Origin of the sequence: Cupriavidus pauculus, assembly GCF_002858765.1 — a bacterium.
GTDB lineage: Bacteria > Pseudomonadota > Gammaproteobacteria > Burkholderiales > Burkholderiaceae > Cupriavidus > Cupriavidus pauculus_B.
The window spans coordinates 117,279-144,016 of the sequence record NZ_PJRP01000014.1 but is presented as its reverse complement, the minus strand read 5'-3'; the positions used below and the strand labels follow the sequence as shown (position 1 = coordinate 144,016).

The 26,738-nt window shown below is 61.1% G+C and carries 21 protein-coding genes and 3 pseudogenes; 13 read left to right on the top strand and 11 right to left on the bottom strand.

Annotation, left to right across the window (positions count from 1 at the left end; genetic code table 11):
* Positions 1-146 precede the first annotated feature (146 nt).
* The 5 genes from CYJ10_RS24615 to CYJ10_RS24595 all read left to right on the top strand — a co-directional run bounded on the left by CYJ10_RS24615 (position 147) and on the right by CYJ10_RS24595 (position 10,870).
* A complete protein-coding gene (locus CYJ10_RS24615) occupies positions 147-8,681 on the top strand; it encodes a GH36-type glycosyl hydrolase domain-containing protein (RefSeq protein ID WP_101684055.1) in 8,535 nt (2,844 codons plus the stop codon).
* Positions 8,682-8,815: 134 nt separating this feature from the next.
* Positions 8,816-9,283, top strand: a complete 468-nt coding sequence (locus CYJ10_RS24610; RefSeq protein ID WP_257993511.1) for a Spy/CpxP family protein refolding chaperone — start codon at positions 8,816-8,818, stop codon at positions 9,281-9,283.
* Positions 9,284-9,357: 74 nt separating this feature from the next.
* Positions 9,358-9,711 (top strand): hypothetical protein, encoded by a 354-nt coding sequence (locus CYJ10_RS24605; RefSeq protein ID WP_101684054.1) that lies wholly within the window; start codon positions 9,358-9,360, stop codon positions 9,709-9,711.
* Positions 9,712-9,876: 165 nt separating this feature from the next.
* Complete coding sequence (locus tag CYJ10_RS24600) at positions 9,877-10,092, top strand: glycine zipper 2TM domain-containing protein (RefSeq protein WP_101684053.1); 216 nt, start codon at positions 9,877-9,879, stop codon at positions 10,090-10,092.
* Between the two features lie 265 nt (positions 10,093-10,357).
* Positions 10,358-10,870: a hypothetical protein gene (locus tag CYJ10_RS24595; RefSeq protein ID WP_146002112.1), complete on the top strand. Its 513-nt coding sequence runs from the start codon at positions 10,358-10,360 to the stop codon at positions 10,868-10,870.
* A gap of 433 nt (positions 10,871-11,303) precedes the next feature.
* Here the strand turns inward: CYJ10_RS24595 and CYJ10_RS24590 are convergent.
* The 3 genes and pseudogenes from CYJ10_RS24590 to CYJ10_RS33920 form a co-directional block, all read right to left on the bottom strand.
* Positions 11,304-12,355 (bottom strand): annotated as a pseudogene (locus CYJ10_RS24590) (AI-2E family transporter).
* Positions 12,356-12,652: 297 nt separating this feature from the next.
* A pseudogene (locus CYJ10_RS24585) lies at positions 12,653-12,878 on the bottom strand (DUF1345 domain-containing protein); the annotation flags it as partial.
* Between the two features lie 75 nt (positions 12,879-12,953).
* Positions 12,954-13,208, bottom strand: coding sequence for a hypothetical protein (locus CYJ10_RS33920; RefSeq protein WP_146002111.1), 255 nt, complete (start codon positions 13,206-13,208; stop codon positions 12,954-12,956).
* Between the two features lie 719 nt (positions 13,209-13,927).
* On the opposite strand from CYJ10_RS33920, the gene CYJ10_RS33915 reads away from it, so the two are divergent.
* Positions 13,928-14,227, top strand: coding sequence for a hypothetical protein (locus CYJ10_RS33915; RefSeq protein ID WP_146002110.1), 300 nt, complete (start codon positions 13,928-13,930; stop codon positions 14,225-14,227).
* Positions 14,228-14,261: 34 nt separating this feature from the next.
* Here the strand turns inward: CYJ10_RS33915 and CYJ10_RS35270 are convergent, their stop codons facing one another.
* Complete coding sequence (locus CYJ10_RS35270; protein ID WP_374703305.1) at positions 14,262-14,918, bottom strand: hypothetical protein; 657 nt, start codon at positions 14,916-14,918, stop codon at positions 14,262-14,264.
* Positions 14,919-16,805: 1,887 nt separating this feature from the next.
* On the opposite strand from CYJ10_RS35270, the gene CYJ10_RS24565 reads away from it, so the two are divergent.
* Positions 16,806-17,432, top strand: a complete 627-nt coding sequence (locus CYJ10_RS24565; protein ID WP_101684106.1) for a tyrosine-type recombinase/integrase — start codon at positions 16,806-16,808, stop codon at positions 17,430-17,432.
* A gap of 87 nt (positions 17,433-17,519) precedes the next feature.
* Here the strand turns inward: CYJ10_RS24565 and CYJ10_RS24560 are convergent, their stop codons facing one another.
* Positions 17,520-17,918 (bottom strand): response regulator, encoded by a 399-nt coding sequence (locus tag CYJ10_RS24560; RefSeq protein ID WP_101684048.1) that lies wholly within the window; start codon positions 17,916-17,918, stop codon positions 17,520-17,522.
* A 122-nt stretch (positions 17,919-18,040) separates the two neighbouring features.
* On the opposite strand from CYJ10_RS24560, the gene CYJ10_RS24555 reads away from it, so the two are divergent.
* The 3 genes from CYJ10_RS24555 (at position 18,041) to CYJ10_RS24545 (ending at position 20,589) form a co-directional block, all read left to right on the top strand.
* The gene (locus tag CYJ10_RS24555) at positions 18,041-19,159 is read left to right on the top strand and encodes a sensor histidine kinase (RefSeq protein ID WP_101684047.1); all 1,119 of its coding nucleotides are present in this window, start codon (positions 18,041-18,043) and stop codon (positions 19,157-19,159) included.
* Between the two features lie 368 nt (positions 19,160-19,527).
* Positions 19,528-20,115: a hypothetical protein gene (locus CYJ10_RS24550; RefSeq protein ID WP_101684046.1), complete on the top strand. Its 588-nt coding sequence runs from the start codon at positions 19,528-19,530 to the stop codon at positions 20,113-20,115.
* 210 nt (positions 20,116-20,325) lie between these two features.
* On the top strand, positions 20,326-20,589 hold the full coding sequence (locus tag CYJ10_RS24545) for a group II intron maturase-specific domain-containing protein (protein ID WP_257993510.1): 264 nt from the start codon (positions 20,326-20,328) through the stop codon (positions 20,587-20,589).
* Between the two features lie 93 nt (positions 20,590-20,682).
* Here CYJ10_RS24545 and CYJ10_RS24540 read toward each other — a convergent pair.
* The 4 genes and pseudogenes from CYJ10_RS24540 to CYJ10_RS33910 all read right to left on the bottom strand — a co-directional run bounded on the left by CYJ10_RS24540 (position 20,683) and on the right by CYJ10_RS33910 (position 22,802).
* Positions 20,683-21,390: pseudogene (locus tag CYJ10_RS24540) on the bottom strand (SDR family oxidoreductase).
* Between the two features lie 24 nt (positions 21,391-21,414).
* Positions 21,415-21,711, bottom strand: coding sequence for a YciI family protein (locus CYJ10_RS24535; RefSeq protein ID WP_101684045.1), 297 nt, complete (start codon positions 21,709-21,711; stop codon positions 21,415-21,417).
* Between the two features lie 79 nt (positions 21,712-21,790).
* A complete protein-coding gene (locus CYJ10_RS24530; protein WP_101684044.1) occupies positions 21,791-22,597 on the bottom strand; it encodes an SDR family NAD(P)-dependent oxidoreductase in 807 nt (268 codons plus the stop codon).
* The gene (locus CYJ10_RS33910) at positions 22,515-22,802 is read right to left on the bottom strand and encodes a hypothetical protein (protein ID WP_146002109.1); all 288 of its coding nucleotides are present in this window, start codon (positions 22,800-22,802) and stop codon (positions 22,515-22,517) included. The genes CYJ10_RS24530 and CYJ10_RS33910 overlap by 83 nt, the downstream gene beginning before the upstream one ends.
* Before the next feature lie 216 nt (positions 22,803-23,018).
* On the opposite strand from CYJ10_RS33910, the gene CYJ10_RS34955 reads away from it, so the two are divergent.
* Together CYJ10_RS34955 and CYJ10_RS34950 are read left to right on the top strand one after the other, a co-directional pair.
* Complete coding sequence (locus tag CYJ10_RS34955; RefSeq protein WP_257993518.1) at positions 23,019-23,699, top strand: AraC family transcriptional regulator; 681 nt, start codon at positions 23,019-23,021, stop codon at positions 23,697-23,699.
* 37 nt (positions 23,700-23,736) lie between these two features.
* Positions 23,737-24,030, top strand: a complete 294-nt coding sequence (locus tag CYJ10_RS34950; RefSeq protein WP_257993509.1) for a helix-turn-helix domain-containing protein — start codon at positions 23,737-23,739, stop codon at positions 24,028-24,030.
* A gap of 226 nt (positions 24,031-24,256) precedes the next feature.
* Here the strand turns inward: CYJ10_RS34950 and CYJ10_RS24520 are convergent, their stop codons facing one another.
* On the bottom strand, positions 24,257-24,544 hold the full coding sequence (locus tag CYJ10_RS24520) for a barstar family protein (RefSeq protein ID WP_101684105.1): 288 nt from the start codon (positions 24,542-24,544) through the stop codon (positions 24,257-24,259).
* A gap of 160 nt (positions 24,545-24,704) precedes the next feature.
* On the opposite strand from CYJ10_RS24520, the gene CYJ10_RS24515 reads away from it, so the two are divergent.
* Positions 24,705-25,202, top strand: a complete 498-nt coding sequence (locus CYJ10_RS24515; protein WP_101684043.1) for an acyl-CoA thioesterase — start codon at positions 24,705-24,707, stop codon at positions 25,200-25,202.
* Positions 25,203-25,238: 36 nt separating this feature from the next.
* On the opposite strand, the gene CYJ10_RS24510 is transcribed toward CYJ10_RS24515, so the two are convergent.
* Entirely contained in the window at positions 25,239-26,666 is a 1,428-nt protein-coding gene (locus CYJ10_RS24510; RefSeq protein ID WP_101684042.1) for a sensor histidine kinase, read from the bottom strand.
* Positions 26,667-26,738: the final 72 nt, after the last annotated feature.

The following is a 26,738-nucleotide window of genomic DNA, read 5'->3' as shown; positions in this document are numbered from 1 at the left end:
CGTACGGCTGCGGACGGCATTCACCCGCTCCACGGACCATATTTCTCCATGTTGCCGGTGCCTCCGGTAAGGGTGACTAGGGCGCCCGCGACACCAACGGGGCGACTGTTCTCCTCTTTTCCGGACCCCACGGTGTGGTCCCGTCCATGATCCTGAACCTGAGTCTTGCCTTCCCGCTGCGCCCGTTCGGCGTGCGCTCCGCTGTGCCGCCATGGGATAGCACGGCGCCGATACGAGAGGAGCTGTTCGGCATTGAACGGCTGGAACTGCACGCGCAAAGCCTCGCCACGGCGCAGCCGGTGACGGTGTCGCCACGACGCGTGCGGTCCCTGCGCAGCCGCCTCAGCGAGAATGCGACCGCCCTGCTGGCCGCCTATCGGGCGAACGCCGCCGAGCTGGAAAGCGGTGCCGAGGTAGCGCCGGCCGCGGAATGGCTGCTCGACAACTATCACATCGTGGAGGAGCAGATCCGCGAGATCCGGGACGACCTGTCGCCCGGCTACTATCGCCAGCTTCCCAAGCTCTCGGAGGGGCCGTTCGCCGGCTATCCGCGAGTCTTCGGGGTGACCTGGGCCTTTGTCGCCCACACGGACAGCTACCTCGACCCCGACATCCTGCGCCGCTTCATTGCTGCCTACCAGCGCGTCCAGCCGCTGACGATCGGCGAACTGTGGGCAGTGGCGATCACGCTGCGCATTGTCCTGGTCGAGAACCTGCGCAGGCTCACCGGGCAGATCACCGCCGGGCGGGTTGCCCGCGCCGATGCCGATGCGCTTGCCGGACGACTGCTGACCACAGGAGGTGCCAGCGCGGCACTCGAGGCCGATATCGCCTTGCGCGCCAGCACGCCACTGTCCGAGGTGTTTGCCGCGCAACTTGCCAGGCGCCTGCGCGACCAGGACCCAAGGACCACGCCGGCGCTGGGCTGGCTTGAGTTGCGCCTCAGGCTACAGGGAACTTCCATCGATGAAGTAGTGCTGCACGCGCAACAGCGTCAGGGTGCCTCCAACGTGACGGTGCGCAACATCATCACCAGCATGCGGTTGATTTCCGATATCGACTGGGCCGAGTGGTTCGAGAGCGTCAGCCTCGTCGACGCGCGGCTGCGCGCGGGCAGCGCCTTTGCGAAAATGGATTTTCCGACCCGCAACTTATATCGCAGCGCGATCGAGCAACTGGCGGGCAGCGCCTCGTGTCCGGAGCTCAGGGTTGTCGAGCTAGCGCTCAGCAGCACGCCTGGGCCCTGCGCATCGGACGATGCGGCCGAGGCTGAGCGCCGCCGCGATCCCGGCTATCACCTGATCGGCCCGGGCCGGCGCGCTCTCGAACGTGCCATCGGGTTTCGCGCCCCGCCCCGCCTGTGGATCAGTCGCTGCAGCAAGCACCTGGGCCTTGGCGGCTATGTCGGCGCGCTCTCGCTCGTCACGGTTGGCCTGCTGGCATTCGCGCTGTGGATGCTACCGGCCGCCAGCCTGGCACCCGGCTGGCTTGTGCTGCTGGCGCTGATCTGGATCGTGCCGGCCAGCGAGATTGCCGCCACGCTGGTGAATCGCGCGCTTGCTGGGCGGCTGAACGCGACGATCCTGCCTGGCCTGGAACTCAAGGCAGGCGTTCCGCCCTCGCTGCGCACGCTGGTGGTGGTGCCAACCCTGCTGACCGGCGAGGCCGACCTGTGCGAGCAGATCGAACGGTTGGAGGTGCATCACCTCGCCGGCGCGGGTGGCGACCTGACCTTCGCCTTGCTCACCGATGGCGTCGATGCGGATCAGGAAGTGAAGCCCGGCGACGCCCATTTGCTCACCGTGGCCAGCACGGCGATCGCCCGGCTGAACCAGCGCCACGGCCCTGGCCCGACCGGCGACCGCTTTCTGCTGCTCCACCGCCGGCGCCTCTTCAATGCCGTGCAGGGGCGGTGGATGGGCTGGGAGCGAAAGCGCGGCAAGCTCCATGAGCTGAACCGCCTGCTGCGCGGCGCCAGCGACACCAGTTATGTGACCATCGACGGCCAAGCGCCCCAAGTGCCGGCCGGGGTGCGCTACGTCATCACGCTGGACGCCGATACGCGGCTACCGCGCGACGCTGCGCTGCGGCTGATCGGCAAAATGTCCCATCCGCTGAACCGGCCGCGGTTCGATGCGGCCCGGCAGCGCATCGTGGGCGGCTACGGCATTCTCCAGCCGCGTGTCACGCCTTCGCTGCCGATCGGCCGTGAGGGCTCGCTTTTCCAGCGCGTCTTCTCCGGGCCGGGCGGCATCGATCCCTATGCGGCAGCGGCCTCCGACGTCTACCAAGATCTCTTTGGCGAGGGCTCCTTTACAGGCAAGGGCATCTATGATGTCGATGCTTTCGAAGCCGCGCTCAGCGGCCGGGTGCCGGAGAACACGCTGCTCAGCCACGACCTGTTCGAAGGCGTGTTCGCGCGTGCCGGGCTGGCCTCCGACGTTGAGGTGGTCGAGGAGTTTCCCGCACGCTACGACGTGGTGGCCAGGCGGCAGCACCGCTGGACACGTGGTGACTGGCAACTGCTTGGCTGGATCTTCGGGCGCCACAAGGGCATCCATGCGGTGCCAGCCATCGGCCGATGGAAGATGCTGGACAACCTGCGCCGATCGCTGCTCGCCCCCCTGCTGTTCGCGAGCCTGGTGCTGTGCTGGTTCCTGCCCTGGCCGGCGGGGCCACTGGGAACTATCCTGCCGCTGTCTGCCCTGGCCATTCCCGCCGCCCTGCCCGGCATTCTCTCCGGGATGCTGCACCGTAGCGGCATCCGCCTGCGCAACCACGTGCAAGCGTTGCTCGCAGACCTGCGGCTAGCCGCCACGCAGATTCTGCTGGGGCTGGCCTTCGTGCCTGACCAGGCCTGGCGCACGGGTGACGCCATCGCCCGGACGCTGGCACGGCTGTTCTACACGCACCGCTATCTGCTCGAGTGGACCACGGCTGCGCAGTCCGCCACGCGCCCACGGCTGGACCTGGCCGGCTTTTACCGGCTAATGGTCGGCGGCACCCTGCTTGCTCTGTCGATGGCCGCCGTCGGCGTGGGGCTGTTGTCATCGTCGTGGCCGCTCGTGCTGCCCTTTGCGCTGCTATGGCTGACGGCGCCAGCCCTTGCCTTGTGGACCAGCCGTGCGCCGGCCTTCGGACGCCAGCTCACCCTGCCGGAGACCGACGCGCTTGCGCTGCGCATCACCGCGCGCCGCACCTGGCGCTTCTTCGAAACCTTCGTCACGCCGGCGGACAACATGCTGCCGCCCGACAACTTCCAGGAGACGCCCAGGCCCGTCGTGGCGCACCGGACCTCGCCAACCAATATCGGGCTCTACCTGCTGTCGGCAATCGCTGCGCGCGACTTCGGCTGGGCCGGCACCGCCGCGACGGTCGCGCGCATGGAAGCGGCGTTCGCCGCCATGCGCAAGCTGCCGCGCTACCGGGGCCACTTCCACAACTGGTACGAGACGCAGGGCCTGCAAGCGCTGCATCCCGCCTACATTTCGTCGGTCGACAGCGGCAATCTCGCCGCGCACCTGATCGTGGTCGCCAATGCCTGCGAACAATGGGCAATCGCCCCCGCGCCAGATCCTTGCCACGGCCTGTCGGACACCGCGCGGCTGGCAGACGATGCGCTGGCCGCGCTCCCCCTGGCGCAAAGCGGCCCCGGACGTCAGCTTCGTGGGCTACTGGCCAAGATCGACACCGTGCTCGCCGGCTCATTCACCATGGCAACAAGGGCGACGGAAACACCAGAGCTCCTGCGCCTCACAGAGAAGATCACTCAATTGGTGCATGACATCCAGCGCGCCACCGGCGATGACAGCATTGCCGATCTGGCCTTCTGGACCGACGCGCTGCAACGCGCTGTCACCGAGCATGAGCGCGACCAGCGGCAGCAGGCGGAAGCGCCACAGGCGCTGGCCGGCAGGCTGAGGGCACTCGCGCACACTGCACGTGAACTGGCGCTGGCAATGGACTTTGCCTTTCTGCTCGATCCGGCGCGCAAGCTGCTGTCGATCGGCTATTCGCTTGCCGACAACCGGCACGATGCCAGTTGCTACGATCTGCTCGCCTCCGAAGCGCGCCTCGCCAGCCTGTTCGCCATTGCCAAGGGGGACGTGTCAACCTCGCACTGGTTCCGGCTGGGGCGCATGGCGACACCACTCGGCAAGGGCTCGGCACTGATTTCGTGGTCAGGCTCGATGTTCGAATACCTGATGCCGTCGCTGGTGATGCGCGCTCCCGCCGGCAGCCTGCTTGAGCAGACCGCGTGCCTAGTGGTGGCGCGACAGCGGGACTACGGGCAATCGCTAGGAATTCCTTGGGGCGTTTCCGAATCGGCATACAACGCGCGCGACAAGGAATTCACCTACCAGTACTCGAACTTCGGCGTCCCCGGTCTGGGGCTCAAGCGGGGCTTGTCCGAAAATGCAGTGATCGCCCCCTATGCCACGGGGCTGGCGGCCATGGTCGATCCGCAAGCCGCACGCGACAACTATCGTCGCCTGGCCGAACTCGGCGCTCTTGGACGCTACGGCTTCTACGAGGCGCTAGACTACACGCGCGCGCGCCTGGCCGAAAGCGAGACGGTTGCCATCGTGCGCAGCTTCATGGCGCACCACCAGGGCATGACCATCGTTGCCATCGCCAATGCTCTGCACAATGGCCGCATGCGCGAGCGCTTTCATCGTGAGCCGATGATCCAGGCGTGCGAACTGTTGCTGCAGGAACGCATGCCGCGCAACGTCGCTGTGGCGCATCCCCGCGCGGAGGAGGTGAAGGCCTCGACTGCGACAGTACTGGCGCAAGACTCCGCGGTGCGACGGTTCGCAGCGCCGGCATGTGGCAACCCTGTCACCCATTTGCTGTCCAACGGACGCTACGCGGTGATGCTGACCACCACGGGAATGGGCTACAGCCGTTGGCGCGACCTAGCCGTGACGCGCTGGCGCGAAGATGCCACCCGCGACGATTCGGGCTCTTTCATTTTCCTGCGCGATACGCAAAGCGGCGTCACCTGGTCTGCCAGCGCGCGAACAGGCACCGATGGCGAGCACGCCGGCGAAGTGGCTTTTGCCGAAGATTGCGCCGAGTTCGTGCGACACGACGGCAGCCTGACAACCATCCTAGAAGTCCTGGTTTCCGGCGAGGACGACGGCGAGGTCCGCCGCGTATCGCTGGTCAACAACGGACGCCGCTCACGTGAGATTGAACTGACGTCCTATGCTGAAGTGGCGCTCGCCACGCGCGCGTCTTATGACGCGCATCCGGCCTTCTCCAGGATGTTCATCCAGACCGCACACCTACCGGAATCCGGCGCGCTGATCGCGACGCGCCGCCTGCGCTCTCCCGGGGAGTCACCAGTGTGGGCCGCCCACTTCAGCGTGGTGGAAGGCGACCTTGTCGCCGATCCGCAGTATGAGTCCGATCGGGGGCGCTTTCTCGAAGACGGCCGTGCGCCCGTCGCGTGCGCAGTCGTCACAGCCGGACTGCCGCTCTCGAGTACGGTCGGCACCGTGCTCGACCCGATCTTCTCGCTCAGGCAGCGTGTGCGGATTGCGCCCGGGGACAGCGCGCGGGTAGCCTTCTGGACCGTCATTGCGTCGTCGCATGCGGAACTGCTGGCCCTCATCGACAAGCACCAGGACCGCAACGCGTTCGACCGGGCCAAGACTCTGGCCTGGACGCAGGCCCAGGTCGAGCTTCGCCACCTTGACGTCGATGCGGCGGAAGCGGCCGACTTCCAGCGCCTGGCTGCCCCGCTGCTCTATGCCGACGCCCGATTCCGGGCCCCGCCGGACGCCATCCTTCGCGGCGCGGGTCCGCAATCGGGACTGTGGCCGCTGGCGATCTCCGGTGACTTGCCGATTGTGCTCATGCGCATCGACGAGATCGAGGACATCGTGCAGGTACGCCAGTTGCTGCGCGCTCACGAGTACTGGCGCATGAAAGGACTTGGCGTCGATCTGGTTATCGTCAACGAGCGCGCTTCGTCTTACATCCAGGACCTGCAGATAGCGATCGAGACCGCGGTTCGCAGCAGCCATTCGCAACGCCAGACGGGCGAGGAATCAGTGCGCGGATCGGTATATTCCTTACGTGCCGACATGATGGCTCCAGAAGCCCGCACCCTGCTCCAGTCGGTCGCACGTGTCGCGTTGATTGCGCGACGTGGCCCGATCGCGAACCAGCTCGCCCGGCTGCCTGCATTCCGAGCTCCACTTTCCGTACCCGTCCTGCGCCGCAGGCCCGCGCCACAGTCAGCGCCGTCGGCGTCCTCTGTGCCCGGGCTCGAGTTCTTCAACGGCCTGGGCGGCTTCGACCAGGACGGACAGGAATACGTGGTCGTACTGAACGCCGGCCAGTCGACGCCTGCCCCATGGATCAACGTGATCGCCAATCCCGGCTTTGGCTTCCAGGCGTCGGCCAGCGGCAGCGGCTACACCTGGGCGGAGAACAGTCGCGACAACCAGTTGACGCCGTGGTCCAACGACGCAGCCACGGACCCGTGCGGCGAGGCAATCTATGTTCGCGACGAGGATACCCACAAGATATGGAGCGCCACCGCGCAACCGATCCGGGACAACGGCACCTATATGGCCCGCCATGGGCACGGCTACAGCCGCTTCACGCATGAGGCCAACGAGATCGCGCTGGCGTTGCTGCAGTACGTTGCCCTGGACGATCCGATCAAGATCTCGCGCCTAACGCTGCGCAATCTCTCCGGCACCCCGCGCCGGCTTTCCGTGACAGCCTATACGGAATGGGTGCTGGGCACCTCCCGGAGCGCCTCGGCGCCGTTTATCACGACGGCGCCGGACCCAACCACCGGCGCCCTCCTGATCCGCAATCCGTGGAGCACGGCGTTTGCGGGTCGCGTGGCCTTTGCCGATCTGCGCGGCAAGCAAACCGCCTGGACCGCGAACCGTGCCGAATTCCTTGGCCGGAATGGTGGCCCTGAAGCGCCTGCGGCGCTGCTCGGCGAGGTGCCCTTGTCCGGCGCTACCGGAGCGGGCCTAGACCCCTGCACGGCCTTGCAGTGCCATGTCGAGCTCGCCGCCGGCGAGACGGTCGAAATCGTTTCGTTCATCGGACAATGCGCTTCGGCTGCTGAAGCCAGTGCGCTGGTTGCGCGCTATCGCAAGACGGATCTCGACGTCGCGCTGGCGGCCGTGACCCGGTACTGGCGAGACCTGCTTGGCGCGGTACAGGTCAGGACTCCGGACCGGGCCATGGACATCATGCTTAACGGCTGGCTTCTCTACCAGACGCTTGCCTGCCGCATCTGGGCGCGCTCGGCTTTTTATCAGGCAAGCGGAGCGTACGGCTTCCGCGACCAGTTGCAGGACGGCCTGGCGCTCGCACTTGCCAGTCCCGACGCAGTGCGTCGGCATCTGCTGCGCGCCGCCGGGCGGCAGTTCGCCGAAGGCGACGTTCAGCACTGGTGGCTGCCGCACTCCGGCCAGGGCGTGCGGACCAGGATCTCCGACGACCGTGTGTGGCTGGCGTTCGCTACCGCCAGCTACATTGCTGGCTCGAACGACACCGAAGTGCTGGACGAGATGCTGCCATTCCTGGAGGGCCATCTGCTGGACCCTGCCGAAGCCGACGCATTCTTCCGGCCGATGGTCTCGGATGCATCGGCCTCGCTGTTCGAGCATTGCGCACGCGGCATCGACAGTTGCATGGCGCTGTCCGGCGAGCACGGGCTACCGCTGATCGGTGGCGGAGACTGGAACGATGGCATGAACCTTGTCGGGGCCGGCGGCAAGGGCGAGAGCGTCTGGCTGGGCTGGCTGCTGCTACGTACCCTGGTCATGTTCGCGCCGCTGGCGCAGAGCCGCGATGCCGGGCGCGCAAGCCGCTGGCGCGCGCATGCGGCCTTGCTGCGCGAGGCGCTGGAGCGAGAAGCCTGGGACGGCGACTGGTATCGTCGCGCGACCTTCGATGAGGGCACCTGGCTGGGCTCTAAAGACAGCGAGGAATGCCGGATCGACGCCATTGCACAGTCCTGGGCCGTACTGTCGGGCGCGGCCGATCCCGTCCGTGCCCGCGCGGCGATGGCCTCACTGGACAAGTATCTGGTGCGCCGTGAGGACGGGCTTGCGTTGCTGTTTACGCCGCCCTTCGACAAGGGCACCCTTGACCCCGGCTACATCAAGGGCTACCCGCCCGGCCTGCGCGAGAACGGCGGGCAGTACAGCCATGCAGCAATGTGGGCAGTCCTCGCATTTGCCAGGCTCGGCGAGGCCAACAAGGCCGTCGAACTTCTCTCGCTGCTCAACCCGATCAACCATGCACTGACACCGGCTGCGGTCGAGCGCTACAAAGTCGAGCCCTATGTGGTTGCGGCCGACGTCTACTCGGTGCCACCTCACATCGGCCGCGGCGGATGGACCTGGTACACGGGTGCTGCAGGATGGATGTATCGCGCCGCACTGGAGGGCATCCTGGGCATCCGAAGAGAGGGAGACCGCCTGATCGTTGCTCCATGCATTCCGGCCTCGTGGCCCGGCTTCAAGGCCACCATTAACGTGGCGTCGACCCATTACGAGATCAGCGTGGAAACGCGATTGCACCACGCGGACGGTATCTCGCGAGCGCTTCTTGACGGCGCCGGCATCCCATTTGCCAACGGCCTGGTCAGCGCCCCGCTGGGTGGGGGCGAGCACACGCTAGTGGTCCTGCTTTGATGTCCTACCCGCCTCCGTACCGGCAGTGCCCGGCACCGGACAGACGCGCGGCGGGAGACAGATACGGAAATCGACCGTCCCGTCACCCATGAGGGTCCCCGTCAAGGTCATTCCAAAATCCTCGGAGATCCACCATGAAATTCATCCATGCCACCCGGGCAAACGCTGCGCTGTCGCTGACCGCAGCCGCATTCTTTGTCGCGCTGGCCTTTGCGAATCCCGCAACCGCGGCACCAGAGGGCAGTGCGAGAACGTCCTCGCATGCAATGCGGGTCGTAAGCAATGACCGGATCGAAACACGCATCGCCGATCTGCGCACCAAACTCCATATCACCGCCGCACAAAATGCCCTGTGGCAAGACGTAGCAACAGTGATGCGCGAGAACGCCAGCATCATGAACACCCTGAAGCAGGACCGGCTTGACCAGTCCGGGCACATGATGGCTGCCGAAGACATGCGCTCCTACAAGGCAATGGCAGATGCGCATGCTGAAGGTGTCAGGAAGCTTGGTCCCGCATTCCAGGCCCTATACGCCAGCATGTCCGATGTTCAGAAGCGCAACGCCGATTCAGTCTTCCGAACGAACCCGCACCACATCTAGCGCCTGGCGCGATGCCCCGCACTGGCCGGCCACCACGCCGGCATGCGCCTTCCGACAAGCGACAGGAGAACATCATGACCATCACCACGGCGACTGCGCGCCTCACGCGCATCAGGCCGTTCGGCGGCAGGATCACGGCAGCATTTGGCGTGGTGCTAGCGCTGGCCACCATGTCGGCCATACCGGCATTTAGCGAGGACTATCACCATGGATCCGCTCCGCAGCAGAATGGCAGGGGCCATGAAGGTCCACATGACAACTACCACCAGGACAACCACCGTACTCAGCACAACACGTACTACCGCAACGGCGGCAATGACTATCACGGCGTTTACCGCGACCCTTACGTCTATGCCCCGCCGCCAGTGACCTATGTACCCGAGGCGACGCCGGGAATCAGCCTCTTCTTCCCCCTGCAGTTTCGTTAAGCGGGGTGGGGCCGGGCGGCCGGAAGATCCGCTTGCACGCGTACGGCGCCGGACTGACTTGATATCCGGCCACGACTATCCTTCGGGCGGGATGAGGACGTTTCTATCGATAGATGTAGCAGCAACGAGCCTCAGCGAATCCCTCGAATCGGTGCTCAGGATTCCATGACGTGGCCATCGACAGCGCGATCCGCTAGAACGGCGGCACTCCGTCTGCTCGGCATGGCCGCCTGTAGCGGCATGAGCCGACGAGACACCGACACGGTAGTGGGTGCAGGTGTCGGGGGCGTTGCCGGTGCAGTGTTGACCGGCGGCAGCGCGTTGGGGACTGTTGGCGGAGCCGCCGTCGGCGGTGTCGTCGGCAATCAGGTCGGCAAGTAGCGCAGCGGCTGCGCCCCCATGGCTGGCAACGATGCGCGGCGTTCTGCAGTTCGCGTCCGTGCGCTCCTCGGTACGCTAACGTACCGCAATCCCATCCGCTTTTGCGTAGGCTGAGTTGATCCCGCGAACACAGGACAGTTTGGTGGACATCAGCGCTGAGCACCCACCGGACACTACCTGCATTTGCAGGCGGTTCAGACTGACGACGGCGCGGCCCCGATTCAACTTCCGGGGCCAGCACGCCCGGGTTGTCGAGATAACCATCATGCGCACCCTGCTTTGTCTACGCTTTACGAATGCCGCTTCCGCGCGGAACGGCTGGGATAAACTTCGTTCCCTCGAGCACGCGCCTGCCTACGTAACTGGCCCCTGGTTCCTGGGACGAGGCCAGCAGCGATTTGATGGATTTCCCGCTGCCGACACCACACACACCACCTTCCGACACGAAGGCTCGATCATGGGCTATGCCGTCTTTGCGATACTTGGCCTTGTACTGGCGGCCTACTATGGCAACCATTCCGGCACCCTGAGTGCTCTTAGCACCTATGGCCTGGGCTTTGTCGCCTTTGGAATCTGTGGCTGGCTTCTTGGGGACTTAATTGGCGCCACTCTGACACGCTCAAGGCTCGCTCGACAGACGGCACTACTGTCGCAGGATGAAATCATTATGATCGTCGGCTGCAAATCATCCGAGAAGGAATCGATCAAGACCTTGCTATATGAGCAAGGCGGAGTCGGCATTGACGAGCACGACGACTTTCTGCCTCATCTGCGCTGAACGCAAGTATGAACGGCTGGCTGCACCGGATGGCGCGCCCGGGAATTCAGCGCACCGTCCCCCAACGGATCTCGACTCAAATAATTCGCATGCTTCCATTGGTGGAGGGGCTGTCAGCGTTCCAAACGTACACACCACCGGCAGTACGCGGCGCGTCGGCCTCCGTAGCGTAGGCAGGGACACGATGGATATGAGGGTATGTAGACGAACTAAGGCCGATCGCCCGATTCCTAGGCAACGTGGCTCGACGGCACGTCGACGATGATAAGCTCCCGCGCGATTCTCCACAACTCGTCAGGAGGAATCAAGGACAGTAGATGGTTCCGCTTCGGACTCGGTCGCGCCACCGTAGCAGCCTCCTTTCTACTCGCCGTGGATTTGTATTCCAACCATCCATTGCTGTAGGGGTTACGGAAACGATGGCTGCCGTGGGTCAACGCACCTCATTGGCTAGGTTTTGTGCGGCCCACGTTCGTGACAGCACAATTTTAAGCGCGGCTATCACGGGTACCGACAAAAAAATCCCCACAACTCCGCCAAGCTGTTCCCCTGCGAGCAGCCCTACAATGACGAGGAGTGGACTGACCTTTACCCCTTCACTCATCAAATAGGGATTCAGGACGTAGTCTTGGAACAGGCGGTACGCGACGATGAATCCAATCAGCCAGAGCCAGTGCGGATACCCGCTAAAGCCGGCGACCGTGACCGTAGCTACTACCGCGGCCAATGGCCCAGCGAACGGAATGAACTCCAGCACTGCGGCCGTGGTTGCCAGCAGCAGCGCATAGGGCACACGCAGCAAGTAAAACGCGATGCTGTAGGCAATCAGAGTAGCCAGCGACATGAGCAACAGCGCCCGGACATAGCGAGACAGAAGCGTGTCCAGATCCGAATGATACTCGCCCACATTCTCTTCTCGGAAGACCGTATCCACGAGAGCAGCGCGGCATTAATCGCTGGTGCTTCGTTGATCATCAGAATGCTCATGATTGGGATGAGTACGAGGTAGACGAGATTGCTTGCCGCGTGCATGACACCCAATCCAACGTTGCGAACCAGCGGCATGGCGTGGTCTGAGTTCGTCGAAAGTTGCTCACGTATGAACTCCAGGATGCGCGCACGCAATGGCTCCAGGAAGCTCGGCAGCGCAAGGCGATCCGCCATGGTGCTGGCCTCAAGCAGCTTTGGAAGCTGATCGGCGAGCCTGACCGCTTCGTCCTGAACCGTCACGCCAAACAACGAGCCCGCGACGATGGCCACGACAACGACCAGGATGAAGACGATTCCGATCGATACGCTACGTGGAACCTTACGTGGCATGCGCCGCTCTAGACGCTCGACCAACGGGTACAGCAAGTAACTGAAGAACACAGCGAACACCGTGACCAACAGCACGGAGGCAATCTTGTAAACAATCAATACGGCAAGCGCGAATAAGAGAACTGTCCAGACAATTCTGCCGGCACGTGGGTCAAATCCGAGCATGATGTTTCCTCCCTTTGAGGTGGTAGCAATCCCCACCAGCAGCGGATAGGGATGTGCGCCATCGGGCGTACTCGGTGTACTCCTGGTGTGGTCCTGTTGCTGCCAAGCAGACTCTGAGGTGAGTTTTAGGCAAACGTCCCGGCCGCCGCGAACTACCGTTGCAAGATCGAGCGGAGTTGGCATTGGCAAGTACGGGGACTTCCTGCCTCATCTTCGCTGGACGCAAGCATTACCGTTCCCTGGCACCAGGCGGCGCCCGTGGGAAATAAAGGCCTGAAGAATGCGAGGTCGCCGCATTCAGAGACTGATCAGACCTGCCGCGACGTTCACGCATAGCTCCAGCACTGCGATATTGAAATAGAACGAGAGCACAGATTGAGCGAGTCCCGCTTTGCGAATGGACCGCGATCTTAGCGCCACGTCCGACGTCTGCGAGGTTAACGCGATCGTGAACGAGAAATACAGGAAGTCCCAGTAGTTCGGCTCGAGCGCGCTCGGGAAAGCAAAGTGCCCGGTCATCGGTACGCCCCCGTCCCGAGCACTACGGGCCGGTCGACACCGACGAGTGTGTCTATGGCTCCATGTCCACAGCGTCTTTCTAGGTCTGCACTAGGGTCTGCACATTGTCGCGGGCCTTATCCTCTGCATATTGCATCGCCAGTTCGAGGTCCGAGAAGAACTCCGTCCCATCAATCAGATCATTCGATTGCACCTTAGGAAGGTTATCCCTGACGGGACTTCCATCGGAACGCACAATTGAGTAAGAAACAACGTATCCCGGATGGTCCGAGTTGTCGTTCAAACGAGCTTGAATCGATACTTCAAACTCGCCAATTCTAACGAGTCGCTGCATTTTCGCCCCTCCCTGCTGGTTACAAAGTGCGCCCTAGTCGACCGGCGTCCGCAGGGTGCGCGCGCCATGCAGTGTCTGCACCATAATGCTTTCCAGCAAAGCGCACAACGTCGACGGTCTCGCCCCCTTTCGGCAACAGCCATCGGATCCCTTGTCGTGCATTCGCACCAGCGCTACGTCCAGATCAGTCAGAGCCACGATGACAACGTCAGAGCCGTGCTGGAGCGTCTCCGCTCAGTCGTCGATGAGAATCCGCACGGTCAGGCTGTCGAGGACGACCATATGTGTTTCCCAACCCTCCACCGACGCAAACGCAGCAGCACCGCTCTCGACGTTGCGCGCGTCTACTCCATCGCGCAAAGGTAGAACGTACGGGCATCCTCCCAATCAGCATGATCGTAACCACCAAGATCGACCGGGCGGCTGCCAATGCCAAAGCGGGCACACTCCCTCACGTGCTGCTGCCGTCGTTCGATGCCAGTTTGGTAGGGATGCCCGGTAACTTAGGCGTGTTTGTAGGAAGCGACGAGCAGCGAACGCTGGCTCTTAGTGCTGTTAGACGTCCACAGTGACCATAGCGCTCTCCCTTGCCGCCTCGGTGGCGTCTCACAGGACGCGACGAGCGTCGGCCGGGGCAACCCAATACAGGCGTCTCTCCCTGCCCTGGTATGGCCCTTGCGCTTCGGTTAGGAGGCAATGCCGCCTCGACAGGAGCCAGCATGGCACAGCAACCGCAATCAGGTCACGCCCAGCAGCAATTACCCGATGATCAACAGGCTAAGCAAGATGCCAAACAAAGGAGTCAACCGGACGATAACCATGGTCCCATAGGCGGGCAGCCTGTTGAGCAGGATCGACGTGGCGGTCGAAACGAACGGAAGAATAGCCTGAGCGGCCGGCCTGATCCGCGTCCAAATAGCCGTGAGAATGAGAGTAGCGAGCAAGAACACCAAGACGTCCAGGACTCTCAGGACGAGCATGACGCGGGGAAAGGCGCTGCAATCGTGGCTGGCCACTGATCGGAACTACTACTGGGCGCGCCAGCGTGAGCAATTACGGCTGCTCGCGACTCAAGATAGCTAATCGCGATCGGCGATCCGGCGCCAAACCGCTAACCGCCGTCGCAGCATAGGATAAACCTGTGCGCACCAGGAGTTGCCCCTGAATAGGCCGTAATGGTCGCATTGAGAAATGCGTAATGCTCTCCCGATTTGACGAAGGTATCTGTGTGCACAATGAATGCGCGGCGTGCGTCTGTTGTGCACCCGTAATGGCGTCATCGGCGCCTTCTACGGTCAACAGGCGGGTTTTACGCAAGCAATTGGGTCTGACAAGCGCGCCGTCGACGCGCCAATTTCCGCGCGGCAACAGAAAGCGCCGAAAGACCACGTCAATAGTGCTTTCCATGAACTCGGCAGGCAAGTCAAGTGGGACCGAATAGTCCGCTGCCTTCGCCACGCTTGCCACGATGCCTCCAGTATCTCCCCGAGACACGTGACACATCGCCTCGAGGAACGGTCCGACTTGTCCCGATGGGTCACCCGCCTGAGCGGAGAATTGAAGAAATCCTGGATACACTCGTCGGCCGGCACCTGGGTAACCGATCGGAACGCGCCCAGTGCAACGCTGTGCAAACCATTCACGAGAAAGCCACCTGGCCGCACGATCGAGCGCAGTAGGGTGATTTCTTGCGTCGATGGGGCCGCCCATTAGGACGAGGGTGCGCAGTTCGGAAGCGCCACTGGCCGCCAACCGCGCGGCCGCTGCTAGCGCCGGCACCGTCGATTGGCAGATCGCCAGGACGTCAAGTTCCCCCGGTCCGAGCCGAGACATGAAACTTTCTAGCGTCAGAACATGGTGTTGAGGTCCAGTATGCCGGCTTCCATAGGAATGTCCCTGGCATCGATCCATTCGGTTACATAGACGTCTGAATCATTGAGGAGTGACCGCACTACAGCGCGCATCAGCGCCGCCGGGTGGCCCGCGTGTGTTGTGCGCAACATCAGCCTCGGACGCACCCTGTCATCCGTGCTTGTGTGCGCGGAGAAATGGAGAAGCCGGCAGAACGGGGGGGTGCGCCACGGCGGTCACGCTAACGGGCACCGGTTCTCCAGATTCGCTTAGAACCGTCTCGATCCCGAACACCGGCGTACCGACGAAACGCTTGGCCACTTGGAAAAGTTCGTAGGCACGCACAAACTGTAGATGCCTCTGGGTCTCCACCACGCTCGGAGGCAAGTAAAACGGCCAACACCAGATTCTATTCATCGCTACGGCTTCGACTCGCGCCAGTGACGTGGTATGTCTGTTTCATCTTTTATTCCCTTACTCCGCGACGGAGCGCCGCAATTCCCACGGGGCCAGATAGTCGTCCAGTTCCGCGCCCAAGTGGGAGGTATGCAAAAAGGAGGCCCGCCACTGGAGATGGTCGGGCCTGAACGGACAAACATTCGCGCACACGTCCTGACTTTAGGTCTCCCTCGTCGGCAAGTGTGTCGGGTATCGTCTGAATATTTTGCGATGCACAAAAAGTGGACAGGCTAAAAGCGCGCCTTCACGCACTCTGCCATTTTCGCCAATTGCACGCTCCGTTCTTCCCGTAGGGTATGTCTCCCGCATTGAGTGGTTCTTCGCAAGACCGCGCAGTGGCTCATGTCGGCTGGCGCTTGCCTACGGTCAATCGCGATCGATCAGACGCTTGCCCCGCGGCGCCTTTATCATCGATGCAGTTATCGCTCGACGACCAATGAGGAGGCAGACGCCTGCCGGAGGAGTCCTCGGTTGAGCCAGATGGATATGCTGCTCATTGAGCCTCGCCGGCGGGCGATCGGGTGATTTACCTTTCAACAGCGACGCGTAGCACCGGTCGAAGGCGTTGACCGTTGCGGAACACGCTCAGTACTCAGGCGAAATTCTCGAAAACACCTTTCGGCCTGGCACGTCGAAAGCTACTTGACTCATTGCGCTACCGGCAAGGCATTCGCAGCGTTCCTTTCGCCAGAGTTCACGCGTGCATCGGTCGCCGGGCGAGGACCGCTAGCCCAGCACGAAGCGCTTGAAGCGGTATTGTCCGAAACACATACACATGGCATCGCTCGCGCTACAAACACGGCGCCCTCACTGCTGCACCATATACCTGTGAACGCATTCAGCGTCCCATCTCTGATCGCCAAAAACAGATGGCTCTTGCGCTTTCCGTCATATCGCCTGCGGCGCGCATGACACCAGATTGGGAAGGCGAGATGCCGCAACGACTTCGGCATGCGGCCCAGGCACTTTCACAACTTCAGCGATCGGATCTGCATGACATACGGGGATGCACGTCCGGCCTTGATAAGGTCAGTCTAAGTTTTCCAGCCTGGCGACTTCAACCATATATCGCACTGCGGACATGATTCCTGTCGCGTTTCGAATGTCCCTGAACCCCCCTTAAGCGGACCGTCGACGCGGATTGAGCGAAGGTCTCAGATGGGTCGGTCAGCGACCGTCGGCGGCACAGGGTTCGCGGCACGTGTGGCAGACCAGGCTGACAGTGTCATCAGCGAATATCTGCAGGGCGAGCAAACTGTTCCTTCCTTCGTTGGAAAGGAGATGATCATGGAGACGTCCAATTCACCCGCCGCCCCGCGGGCACCGTGGAATAAGGGTAAGCTCACCGGACAAAAGCCGCCGCTGAAGCTCTGCGAGATCTGGGCAGTCCGGACAAGGCTGCAGATGTCGTCAAATTTTCGTGAGCTCGCGCTGTTCAATCTTGCGATCGATAGCAAGCTTCGAGCATGTGATCTCACAAAGCTATACGTACGCGACGTTTGTCAGGGTAGCCGCGTTAGTGCCCGAGCGACGGTGATTCAACAGAAGACGCATAGGCCAGTCCAGTTCGAGATTACGGAGCAGACGCGCTCCAGTCTTGAGGCATGGATCGCCCATCGCGGATTGCGCTCGTCGGATGCACTGTTTCCAAGTCGGATTCACGCCTCGACCCACCTGTCCACCCGTCAGTACGCACGGCTTGTACATCGTTGGATCGCCTCCATTGGCCTAGACGACACAGCGTACGGCACCCACACTATGCGGCGGACCAAGGCATCGCTCATTTATCGCAGAACAAAGAACCTCCGCGCCGTGCAATTGCTGCTGGGCCATACGAAGCTGGAGAGCACGGTTCGCTACCTCGGCATCGAAGTTGACGACGCGCTTGAGATGGCGGAGCAGACTGAAGTGTAAAAGCCTCGGGCCGGCGAGCGGGCGCTTGCCGGCCATGAACGGCCAGTCATTTGCGTGCCGAAAAGCGGTCACAGACCGAGCTGACGCTCATGAATCGTCCGTGGCGCCAGAGCCTACGCGGGCCGCTATTACAGCGAGGACAGCCGGTAGGTCGGCAGGCTTTACAAAATGATGATCGATCCCGGCTCTGAGTGATTCGTCGTGCTCGGAAGGTGATGTCAAAGCAGTTAGCGCCACCAACAAAGGTGCTGGCACGAATTTTAGACGCCGGATCTCCCTTGCCACTGCGTGCCCGTCCAACCCGGGCATCTGAACGTCGAGAACAACAGCGTCGGGGCGCCACGCACAGTACTCCACAAGGGCGTCCGCGCCGTCTCCTTTTGTCCGGGTCTCGTAGCCATGAGCTTCGAAGAACGACTCGTAGGCTTGCAATGCATTTGGGTCGTCGTCCGCGATTAGGAGGCGCACGGCGCTTCGGGTAGGCATGGGGTCTCCAATTACCTACCATACGCAATAGATGTGCCCGGAAAAATCAGACAGCAATTTTGCGCGCTGGACTCCGCAAAACCGCGCTATAGGATGTTTTTTTCTGTCCTTCGGGAGCCGACATGCGATTAGCCGACTTTATCCTCCGCCGTATGGACGCCATTCTGTCGCGATGGGAGGCATTTGCGCGCACTCAGTTGCCGGCAGCGGCAGATATGAAACCGCTAGCCTTGCGGGACCATGCGCAGCAGATTCTGGTGGCCGTGGCAAAGGATCTGTCTACTTCCCAAAGCAGGAAGGAAGAATTTGAAAAGTCCACGGGGCACGCACCCGAACTGGCCGGAGCCCCTGAGACAGCCGCCCAGATGCACGCCCTTCTGCGCGCGCGAACCGGCTTCGATATCAACCAGATGGTTGCCGAGTACCGTGCCCTACGCGCGAGCGTACTCCGACTGTGGATAGATGAGTGCGTGCCTGACGGTCATCGCGAGGACGACATGATCCGTTTCAACGAGGCCATCGATCAGGCAATCGCCGAATCGGTGGACTTCTTCAGCATGCAGGTCGACTTGGCCCGCAATCTGTTCCTCGGAATGTTGGGGCATGACATGCGCAGTCCGCTCCAGACCATCCAGACTACAGCGTCGTATCTAGCAGCGCTGAACGCGGGGGGAAAAGTATCAGGAGCCGCCTCCCGCTTGATCAGAAGCGGCGCTCGTATGCAGGCGCTGCTGGACGATATGGTTGATTTCAATCGAACCAGGCTCGGTCTCGGTATCAATATCGCGCCGACCGATATCGATCTGGCCCAGTTGTTTGCCGATACACTTGACCAGTTGCGGGTAGTCCATCCGGACCGTCAGATCGATCTCGAGGTGGTTGGTGACTGCATCGGTGTTTGGGATGGCCGACGTCTCCAGCAGTTGTTGGGCAATCTGGTAATAAATGCAATCAAGTACGGAGCGCAAGACTCGCCGGTGCGTGTGACAATGACCGACAAGGGCGCGGGAGTCCTACTGGAAGTGAAGAATACCGGCACCGCTATTGAGCGGTCGACCCTCGACCTCATTTTTAATCCACTCCAGCGCGGCCCGAACCATCAAGGCACCAATACCGACAACAGTCTGGGGCTCGGACTGTATATCGCGCGCGAGATTGCCAAGGCACACGGGGGCGAAATTGATGCGCGATCCGACGCAGCAGAAACGGTGTTCTCTGTAAATCTGCCTCGCGGCAAATAGCGTGTATTGTGTGGTACGCAGATCGCTGCCAGTCTGTGGTACGGCTGTCGGCTTTCGCTGGACGCCGTTGGCTGCTTCGGGTCGCGAACTGCCGATTGAACCGAGCCTGGCCTGTGAATGAAGATCCACGACCGGTTTCGGCCAAAAGGCGGCACTGCCCGCGCCGAATGCCAACGTCTGCTTCCAAAGCTAAAATTTGGCGCTCGCCTTTACCCAAGCCGGCGAAAGAGAACCACGCCGAAAGACGTGGCGTAATGTCGTCGCCAGGATGGTCCAGCGTGCTGAATACCATCGACGGAAATTGGATTCATTCAGGCCTCCACCCTGCGGACGGGGGATAAATTGGAAGTCCGCTATGCCGTTAGACAATGCGTATCGGAGAAAGCCTTTCCTGGCAATTGCTTCGGAACGTGCAAGACACAGTATCTATCTTCCCATTTCCCTCCAATTCCGCCCTGCGCCTTAGCGCCCATTTCCACATCAACGAACAAAGCGACATGCATTACAACTTCAAACAGCCGGCCGCATGCATTCTTCTAACCGCTTTTGCCCTTGGTGGACTTGTCGCCTGCGGAGACGGCAAACCATCTGAATCCGACGCAAAGAAAGCAGTCGCAGCCAAATTTGATGGCTGCAAATACATCAGCCTGTCGGATTTCAAGCAGATCGGTGATGCTGCGCAAGGCAACAACGTTAGCCTCTACTTCGTTCAGGCGACCTATGAACTTAGCCTGAGGCTGGACAAGGACCAGATCCATCGCCTGAAGGACTCAAATCAGATGATAAATGTGCGAAATGACATCAAGCGTGACTGCCCGCAGGTTCCGGATGACAAGATCTACACCCTGGTGACCAAGGGAGGGGATGGTAGCGGGAAGATCGCGGTGACCTTCGACCACCAGAACATGTGGCTCGTCAGGACCGACAACGTGTGGCAATTGAGAGATGGTCTCTGAGGCTAACTTCGAGGCGTGGTGACGTGCGAACTCTGGAAAACCTTCGAGGCTTCGGGGTGTATGTCGCAGTCGATACGTACCGCAACCAACGACGCTTGCCCCCGGTGCTGCGAGTTCGACTTCCTGGGATACACGTTTGGGCGGATTTACTCGGCAAAGACTGGCCAGCCCCGCATGGGAATGCGGCCGTCGAAGAAGAGTATCCGGCGGATGGTCGAGAAGGTCCATGCGCTGACCGCCCTGAAGACGGGATGGCAAGAGACCACGGCGATGGTGGGCAAGTTGAACCGCATGCTGCGCGGCTGGGCCAACTACTTCAAGGTAGGAACGGTCATGAAATCGCCCTCAACGGTCGAGTTGCTTGAGCGCCCGTTGGATGCGTCCTCGTCGAGCAGCGATCCTGCGCGCGAAGTCGTTGCGGTAGGGCCACTACGATGGCCAACCGCGTATTGGTGCGGCTGTACGAACGGTTGATTGACTCCGCTTTTAATCACAAACATCGTCCCAAGAGAGAGGATAGCCGGTGCAGCGCATTCCCGTGGCTCGGGGCGCACCGCGGACCGGACGTCATCCAAGCATTCCTAGATACATCGGTGGCACTGCAGTCAGGCCAGCATGTACGCTGCGGGTAACCTCATCCGCCAAGAGTTTTGAGTGACCGGCCTCTAATGCGGCGAGAGCCATACGCGCAACCTCATCCGGGGAAGCCTTGGGGCCGGGTACGCCCCGCGCCATGTCGGTATCCATGAAGGCGACATGCAGCGAAAGAACTTCTGTGCCTTGGGCACTTAATTCCTGCCGCATCGCGTTACTCAAGGCTCAAGCGGCGGCCTTCGATGCGCTGTAACTGCCGGTAATGCCTGGCAGAGTCGCCCAACTGAGCGCGGAAATGACATTGATCATGGCACTACTGCCAGACGCCGCCAGGATCGGCGCGAAGGATTGCGCCATCCGTAACGGCCCAACGGCATTTGTCTCGAACTGCTGTCGCAGCATATCGATCGATGATGGAGAAAGCACCGCGCCGGAGCCTCCGATACCGGCGTTGTTCACCAGCAAGCTGACGTCGCCCAATTCGCGGGCGAGCGCCTCGACCTGATCGGCCCGAGTCACGTCGAGGCGTACGGGCACCACGCCAGATGCGGTGACGGTAGACGGATCACGCGCCGCTGCATAGACCTTGGCCGCGCCAGCGGCAAGCAAGGCGCGAGTGAATGCTGCACCCAGTCCGCGATTGGCACCCGTAACGAGCGCGACAGAACCTTGGATCTTCATGAAGACTTCCTTACAGAGAGTGTGTCAGTAGTGCGATGTCAAACGCAGCATGACGTAGTGCTCGTAGTGACCGACGCCGTTTTGCACGATGGGATCTTGTGAGGTGAAAGCGGCAATGTCATCATCGTCCGGAATTTGGTAGAGGGAGACACCATAGCCACCAGTGTCATCAATCACAGGACCGTGTGCCACGATCACGCCTTGCGCGAACAACTCATCGAGAAAGGCGCCATGTCGCTTCATCAACTTCAACTCGTCGTCCGACATCGTCGCGAGAAAGTCGGGGCGCGGAGGAATGAACTTGCACAGGTAATATTTCATCAATACTCCTTATTGAATGTTCTGAACCATAACCGTGCTAGCTTGACGGTGCGGTTCGTTCTACTCGCCTCCGGCGTGCTTATCCGGCGGTCCTGACGCTCTTGAGAATCGAGCTTTCGAACATCTTGGGCGCATAGCTTTGCAGGAAAAGAATCATCCCCGTCATCTTGCCAACCGGATTGCTAAACTTCGGTTCTTTCGTGCCGATGATTTTCGTGATGGTGTGCACAACCGCATCAGGCGCCTCGGCTTCATCGATACCTTTTTGCGTGGCGGCACGAACCTGTTTGCGGTAAGCGTCGTAGTCGGGGATATTGCCGCCTGTAGACGAAACCGAATTTTGTCCAAGGTTGGTTTTGAACCACACCGGCTCGACCACGCTGACTTTGATGTTGAACTGGTTCAGCTCAAAACGCAGGGCTTTGAAATAACCTTCGACCGCATGCTTCGAAGCCGAGTAATAGGACAGGTTCGGCGGGCCGATCAAGCCAACGATGGAACTGACGGTGATGATCTGGCCGCTCTTTTGCTTGCGAAAGTAGGGGAGCAAGGCGTTCGTGACCTTGACCGTTCCCCAGAAGTTCGTTTCGAACTGCTGCCGCCCGACTTCAAGCGGTGTCTCCTCAGCGATACCCGTCACCATGTAGCCCGCATTGTTGACGAGAACGTCAAGTTGCTTCGTATAGGTGAAAAGCTCATGCGTGAACGACTCGATGGAAGTGTCGTCGTCGATATCAAGGCGCAGTAACTTGAAGGGCACATTCCGCGCGTATCTTTCCGGCTGACGACTGGTGCCGATCACGTTAAAACCGTCCTTGTGGAGTTTGTTCGCCAGCATCAAACCAAAGCCCGACGATGCCCCAGTAATCAAAATTGTCTTCTTCATCTCTCCAGCTCCCGGTATTCAAATGACCTATCAAGGCTTGCAAAAAATTGTTGATGTAGATGGATACGAGTTCGTCATTGCCGGCCTCTTCAAGAACGACTCGGCGAGGGCTGGCTAGAGTGGATGGCCATGTTGGCTCGGCAACGGCATGACGCGCGATTCGAGGTGCAAACCAATTCTGGCGACCCTTGACGGTTGCTGCCATTCTGCCTGCCGATCGCGTCATGGACCCTAGCCGATCACGCCAACGGACTCGCCGAGCGCGCCAATATTTACGCTGTCCCGAGTGGCGCATTTTGCTATTGTGATGGCGTGATCTGCGGGATAGACTCATGCGATGAATACGAAAAGTATGAATCCCCCGAGCGGTCGGCACGGCCATCCGACGGACTATGCCATTTGGCCCGGATGGCGCTTGTTGATGCAGGATGCAGGCATTGCAGCTTCGCCGGTTTTGCGCCGTGCGCAGCTACCGGGGGACCTGTTTTCGCGTCAGAACGTTCGCCTCGATCCGACCAGTTTCTTCATGCTGTGGAAGGCCATTGAGGCCGAGGCAGCGACAATCAACGCGGACGTACCGGCCGCGCTGCAAATCGCAAAGGTGATGTCGTCGGACTGGTTCGATCCCGAGCTTTTCGCCGCGCTATGTAGTTCAAATATGGGCGGAGCACTCGACCGAATTGCGAAGTACGTCAGACTGATCGCGCCCATGATCATTCGGATCGATCGAGCGATCGGGCACACGACAGTTTCCATTGACTTCTTGGATCACACCCTGCCGCCACCCGATGTATTTCTTACTTTCAAGCTGGTCTTTTTCGTGCAACTAGCACGCTTGGCGACACGAAGTCCGGTACGCCCATTGCGAGTGAGTTGGCCGTTGGCGACGAGCGCATTGAATGACAGCGCGGCCGCCTACCAAGCATATTTCGGCGTGCCAGTGACAGATGCGCCCTTAGCCACCGTTGTCTTCGCTGCTGAGGATATCGAGCGGCCATTCCTGACCGAAAACCACAAAATGTGGCAGTTCTTCGAGCCATCGCTACGTCAGAGACTAGCGGATTTGGATAGGACGGCCAGTATGGGCGGAAAGAGTGCGTAGCACCCTGCTGGAGACGCTCCCGGCAGGGGAGGTGTCCATGCAAGTGATCAGTCGAAAACTCGCGGTCAGCGTCCGCACGTTGCAGCGCAGGCTTCAAGATGAGGGAACCTCGTTCCAGCAAACGCTGGACACTTTGCGTGAATCGTTGGCCTATCACTATCTTCGCAACACTACGATGTCCAGCGCCGAGATCTCCTTTCTACTGGGATTCGACGATTCCAATTCCTTTGCTCGCGCGTTCCACTCATGGACTGGCAAAACGCCGCACAAGGTACGAACGGAGATTGGTGTTAGCAATAGCGAGTCGAATGCGGATACAGCCGGGGTGTAGTAGCTAAGCACCAACTAACTCATCGGGGTTTCGATCTCGGGCGAAATTTGTGCGCGCGACGATGCGCCGGGATACATCGGCTTGCCTCGCCGAAGAAGGCGTTCGAAGCATCCGCCCGTTTTTCGATGCGCACGTTGAATGACCGCTCTCTGGACCGGCGACTGTCGCTTCAGGGTCGACTATCGCCTCCTGTTTCATGGCAACTTCTGGCCCCGAATCAGCCCGTTCAAACGCGCTCAATCCGCGATGCAAAGGACGGATACTGCCGAACAGCATCCTCTAGGCAATTGGCCATTGTCTGCGCGTCGCCAGGAAAGCGCCGTTCAAATTCCGTCCAGCTTTTCAATCGAAGTACGAGCGGCATTTCGACAAGCGCAGTGATTGCATCCCAGAATGCGTCCCAATTCTTTCCGTACCAATCTGGAAACTGCAACTGCACCATCAATCTCGCGTGCAACTGCGCCACGGATTCAATGTCCCCCAGTTCAATTTCTACAAGTTCGTGACGTGCCATGTTCTGCCCAAGGTTAGGGACTGAAGTGTAAAGGCGCAGCACCTCCCTCGTCGCCACCCCCGCGTGCCGCCCACTGTGACGCAGAATGCCTCATGCCCCGCAACTGCTGGCGGGGCAGGCGTCGGCTGCCGCTCGCAGCCAGTCACACAGGAGTTGTTCCATGTTGATGCGAGACGTGATCCCCCAAGTGCTGAACCGCAGTACCGCCTTGCTTGCCCAGGTCGGATTGGAGACCCCGCCTCAGAAAACCTTCCACCATGCCATCGATATCTACCTCAAGGATTCCAATGCCTTCATGAACACGTATTTCGCCCGCTACTTCGAGTGGCAGGGCATCTGCCGCGAGCGCTGGTTCCACGAATGCATTCACAGCAACCTGCTGGCTACCGGCGGCGTCTTCGTGACCAAGCGTGCGCATCAGGAATACGTGGAGGAAACCTTCCCGTTCCAGCATGTTGACTGCTATCTGAACACCTTCGAGGTGCGCCAGTGCTCCGCGTATCTGCTGTTCCGCTTCTGCGTGGACGGCCGGCCGGTATCCCTGGGATACCAGCAGATCGTCTTCGCCGGGCGGGACAAGCGCATCTCGCGCTTCCCAAAGGAGATCATCGAGAAAGTCAGGGAATATGAACTGATCCTGCCGCCGCTCGCCAACTAAGCGACGACGACAATCGCAGTGCCCGCCGGCGTTGGGTCAGCCGGCGGCGCTGGCGGGAAACCGGCTTTCCGGCAGATCCGCCAGCGGCTGGAAGCACGGCAGGCGCAGCGTAAAGGTGGTGTGGACGCCGGGCACGGATACGCAGTCGATACGGCCGCCGAACGCCTCAAGCACGCGACGACAGAACGCCAGCCCCAGGCCGTTTCCCTTGCCATGGGCCTTGGTGGAGAAGAACGGGTCGAAGATACGCGGCAGCACGTCGGCCGGAATGCCCGGGCCGCTATCGCGGACACGCAGCAAATAGCAGTTGCGCTCGACCTCGCCGGTGATGTCGATATGGCCGGCGCCATGTACGCGAATCGCGTACAGGCTGTTCTTCAGCAAATTGAACAGGACGTAGACCAGCAGCGTCTCGCTCCCCACGAAGCGCCAGGCAGGATCGATCGCCGCCACGCGCACGCGCACGCGCTCGTCCGGCTGGAACGGATACCGCTCCAGCGCGTTGTCCACGCAGGCCGCCAGCGCATGCGGCTCGAAGGTGCTGCGATTGAGCCGCTCCAGCGTCACCGACGCCAGTGCCATGTCGATGACCGTGCTGGTGCCATCGACCTCGCGCGTGATGCCCTCGAGCAACTGGCTCATTCGTTCGAGTTGCCCCGGCCGCAAGCGGTCCTCGACCAGCCCTTGCTCCACGGCCAGCCGGTAGCCCTGCACCACCTGCGGGAAGGTCCGCATCATTTCCTGGGTCTGCATGCGGATGGTGGCCAGCGGCGTGCGTACCTCGTGGGCCAGCGTGGCGGCGAGCGAATACGGGTGCATCAGATCGTAGCGCACCACGCTCAGGGCAAGCATGCCGAGGCTAAGCGCAATGAAGATCACGCCCGGCGGATAGAACGCGAAGCCATAGTTGACCGCATAGTCCACCGCGGCAAGCGAATACAGCGCCAGGCTCAGCAGGCACAGGTTGAAGCGGCGGCGCCGTTCCGCCGTGGCGTTGGTGCGCGCGACCATCAGCAACCAGCCGCAACGGCACACCAGGATCGCCGTCTGCAATACGTGCAACGGGTGCAACGGCCCCGCCTTGGGATAGTCCCCGAAGAACAGCGTGTAGTAGCCGGACACCACGCTGCTGGTGGTCAGCAGCAGGACGGCCAGGATCAGGCTTAGCCCGTACGATGCCAGTAGCGCGGGTCGCTCGCGCCGGCACTCCGTGACCTCGCAGATGAAGTGATAGAACGTGGTGGGCAGGAAGATGATGAACAGGTAGCCCACTTTGGCCAGCACCAGCGCAACATCGGGGTGCGCCGCCTGGAACAGGAACGCCCAGGTGCCCTGCCAGGCGAACGTGGTGAAGCACAGCAGGAAGAACGATGCGGATACGCGCGTCACGCCCCGGGTCACCAGCACATAGAGGCCGTAACCGAGGAAAATCGCCGAGACGAATGCGGGAAGAATCGCGTACATATGAGGCCACGGCGGTCCAGCCGCGTGGCAGGAAGAGAAGGACCCATCATGTTAAGGGGCGTCCAATACCCC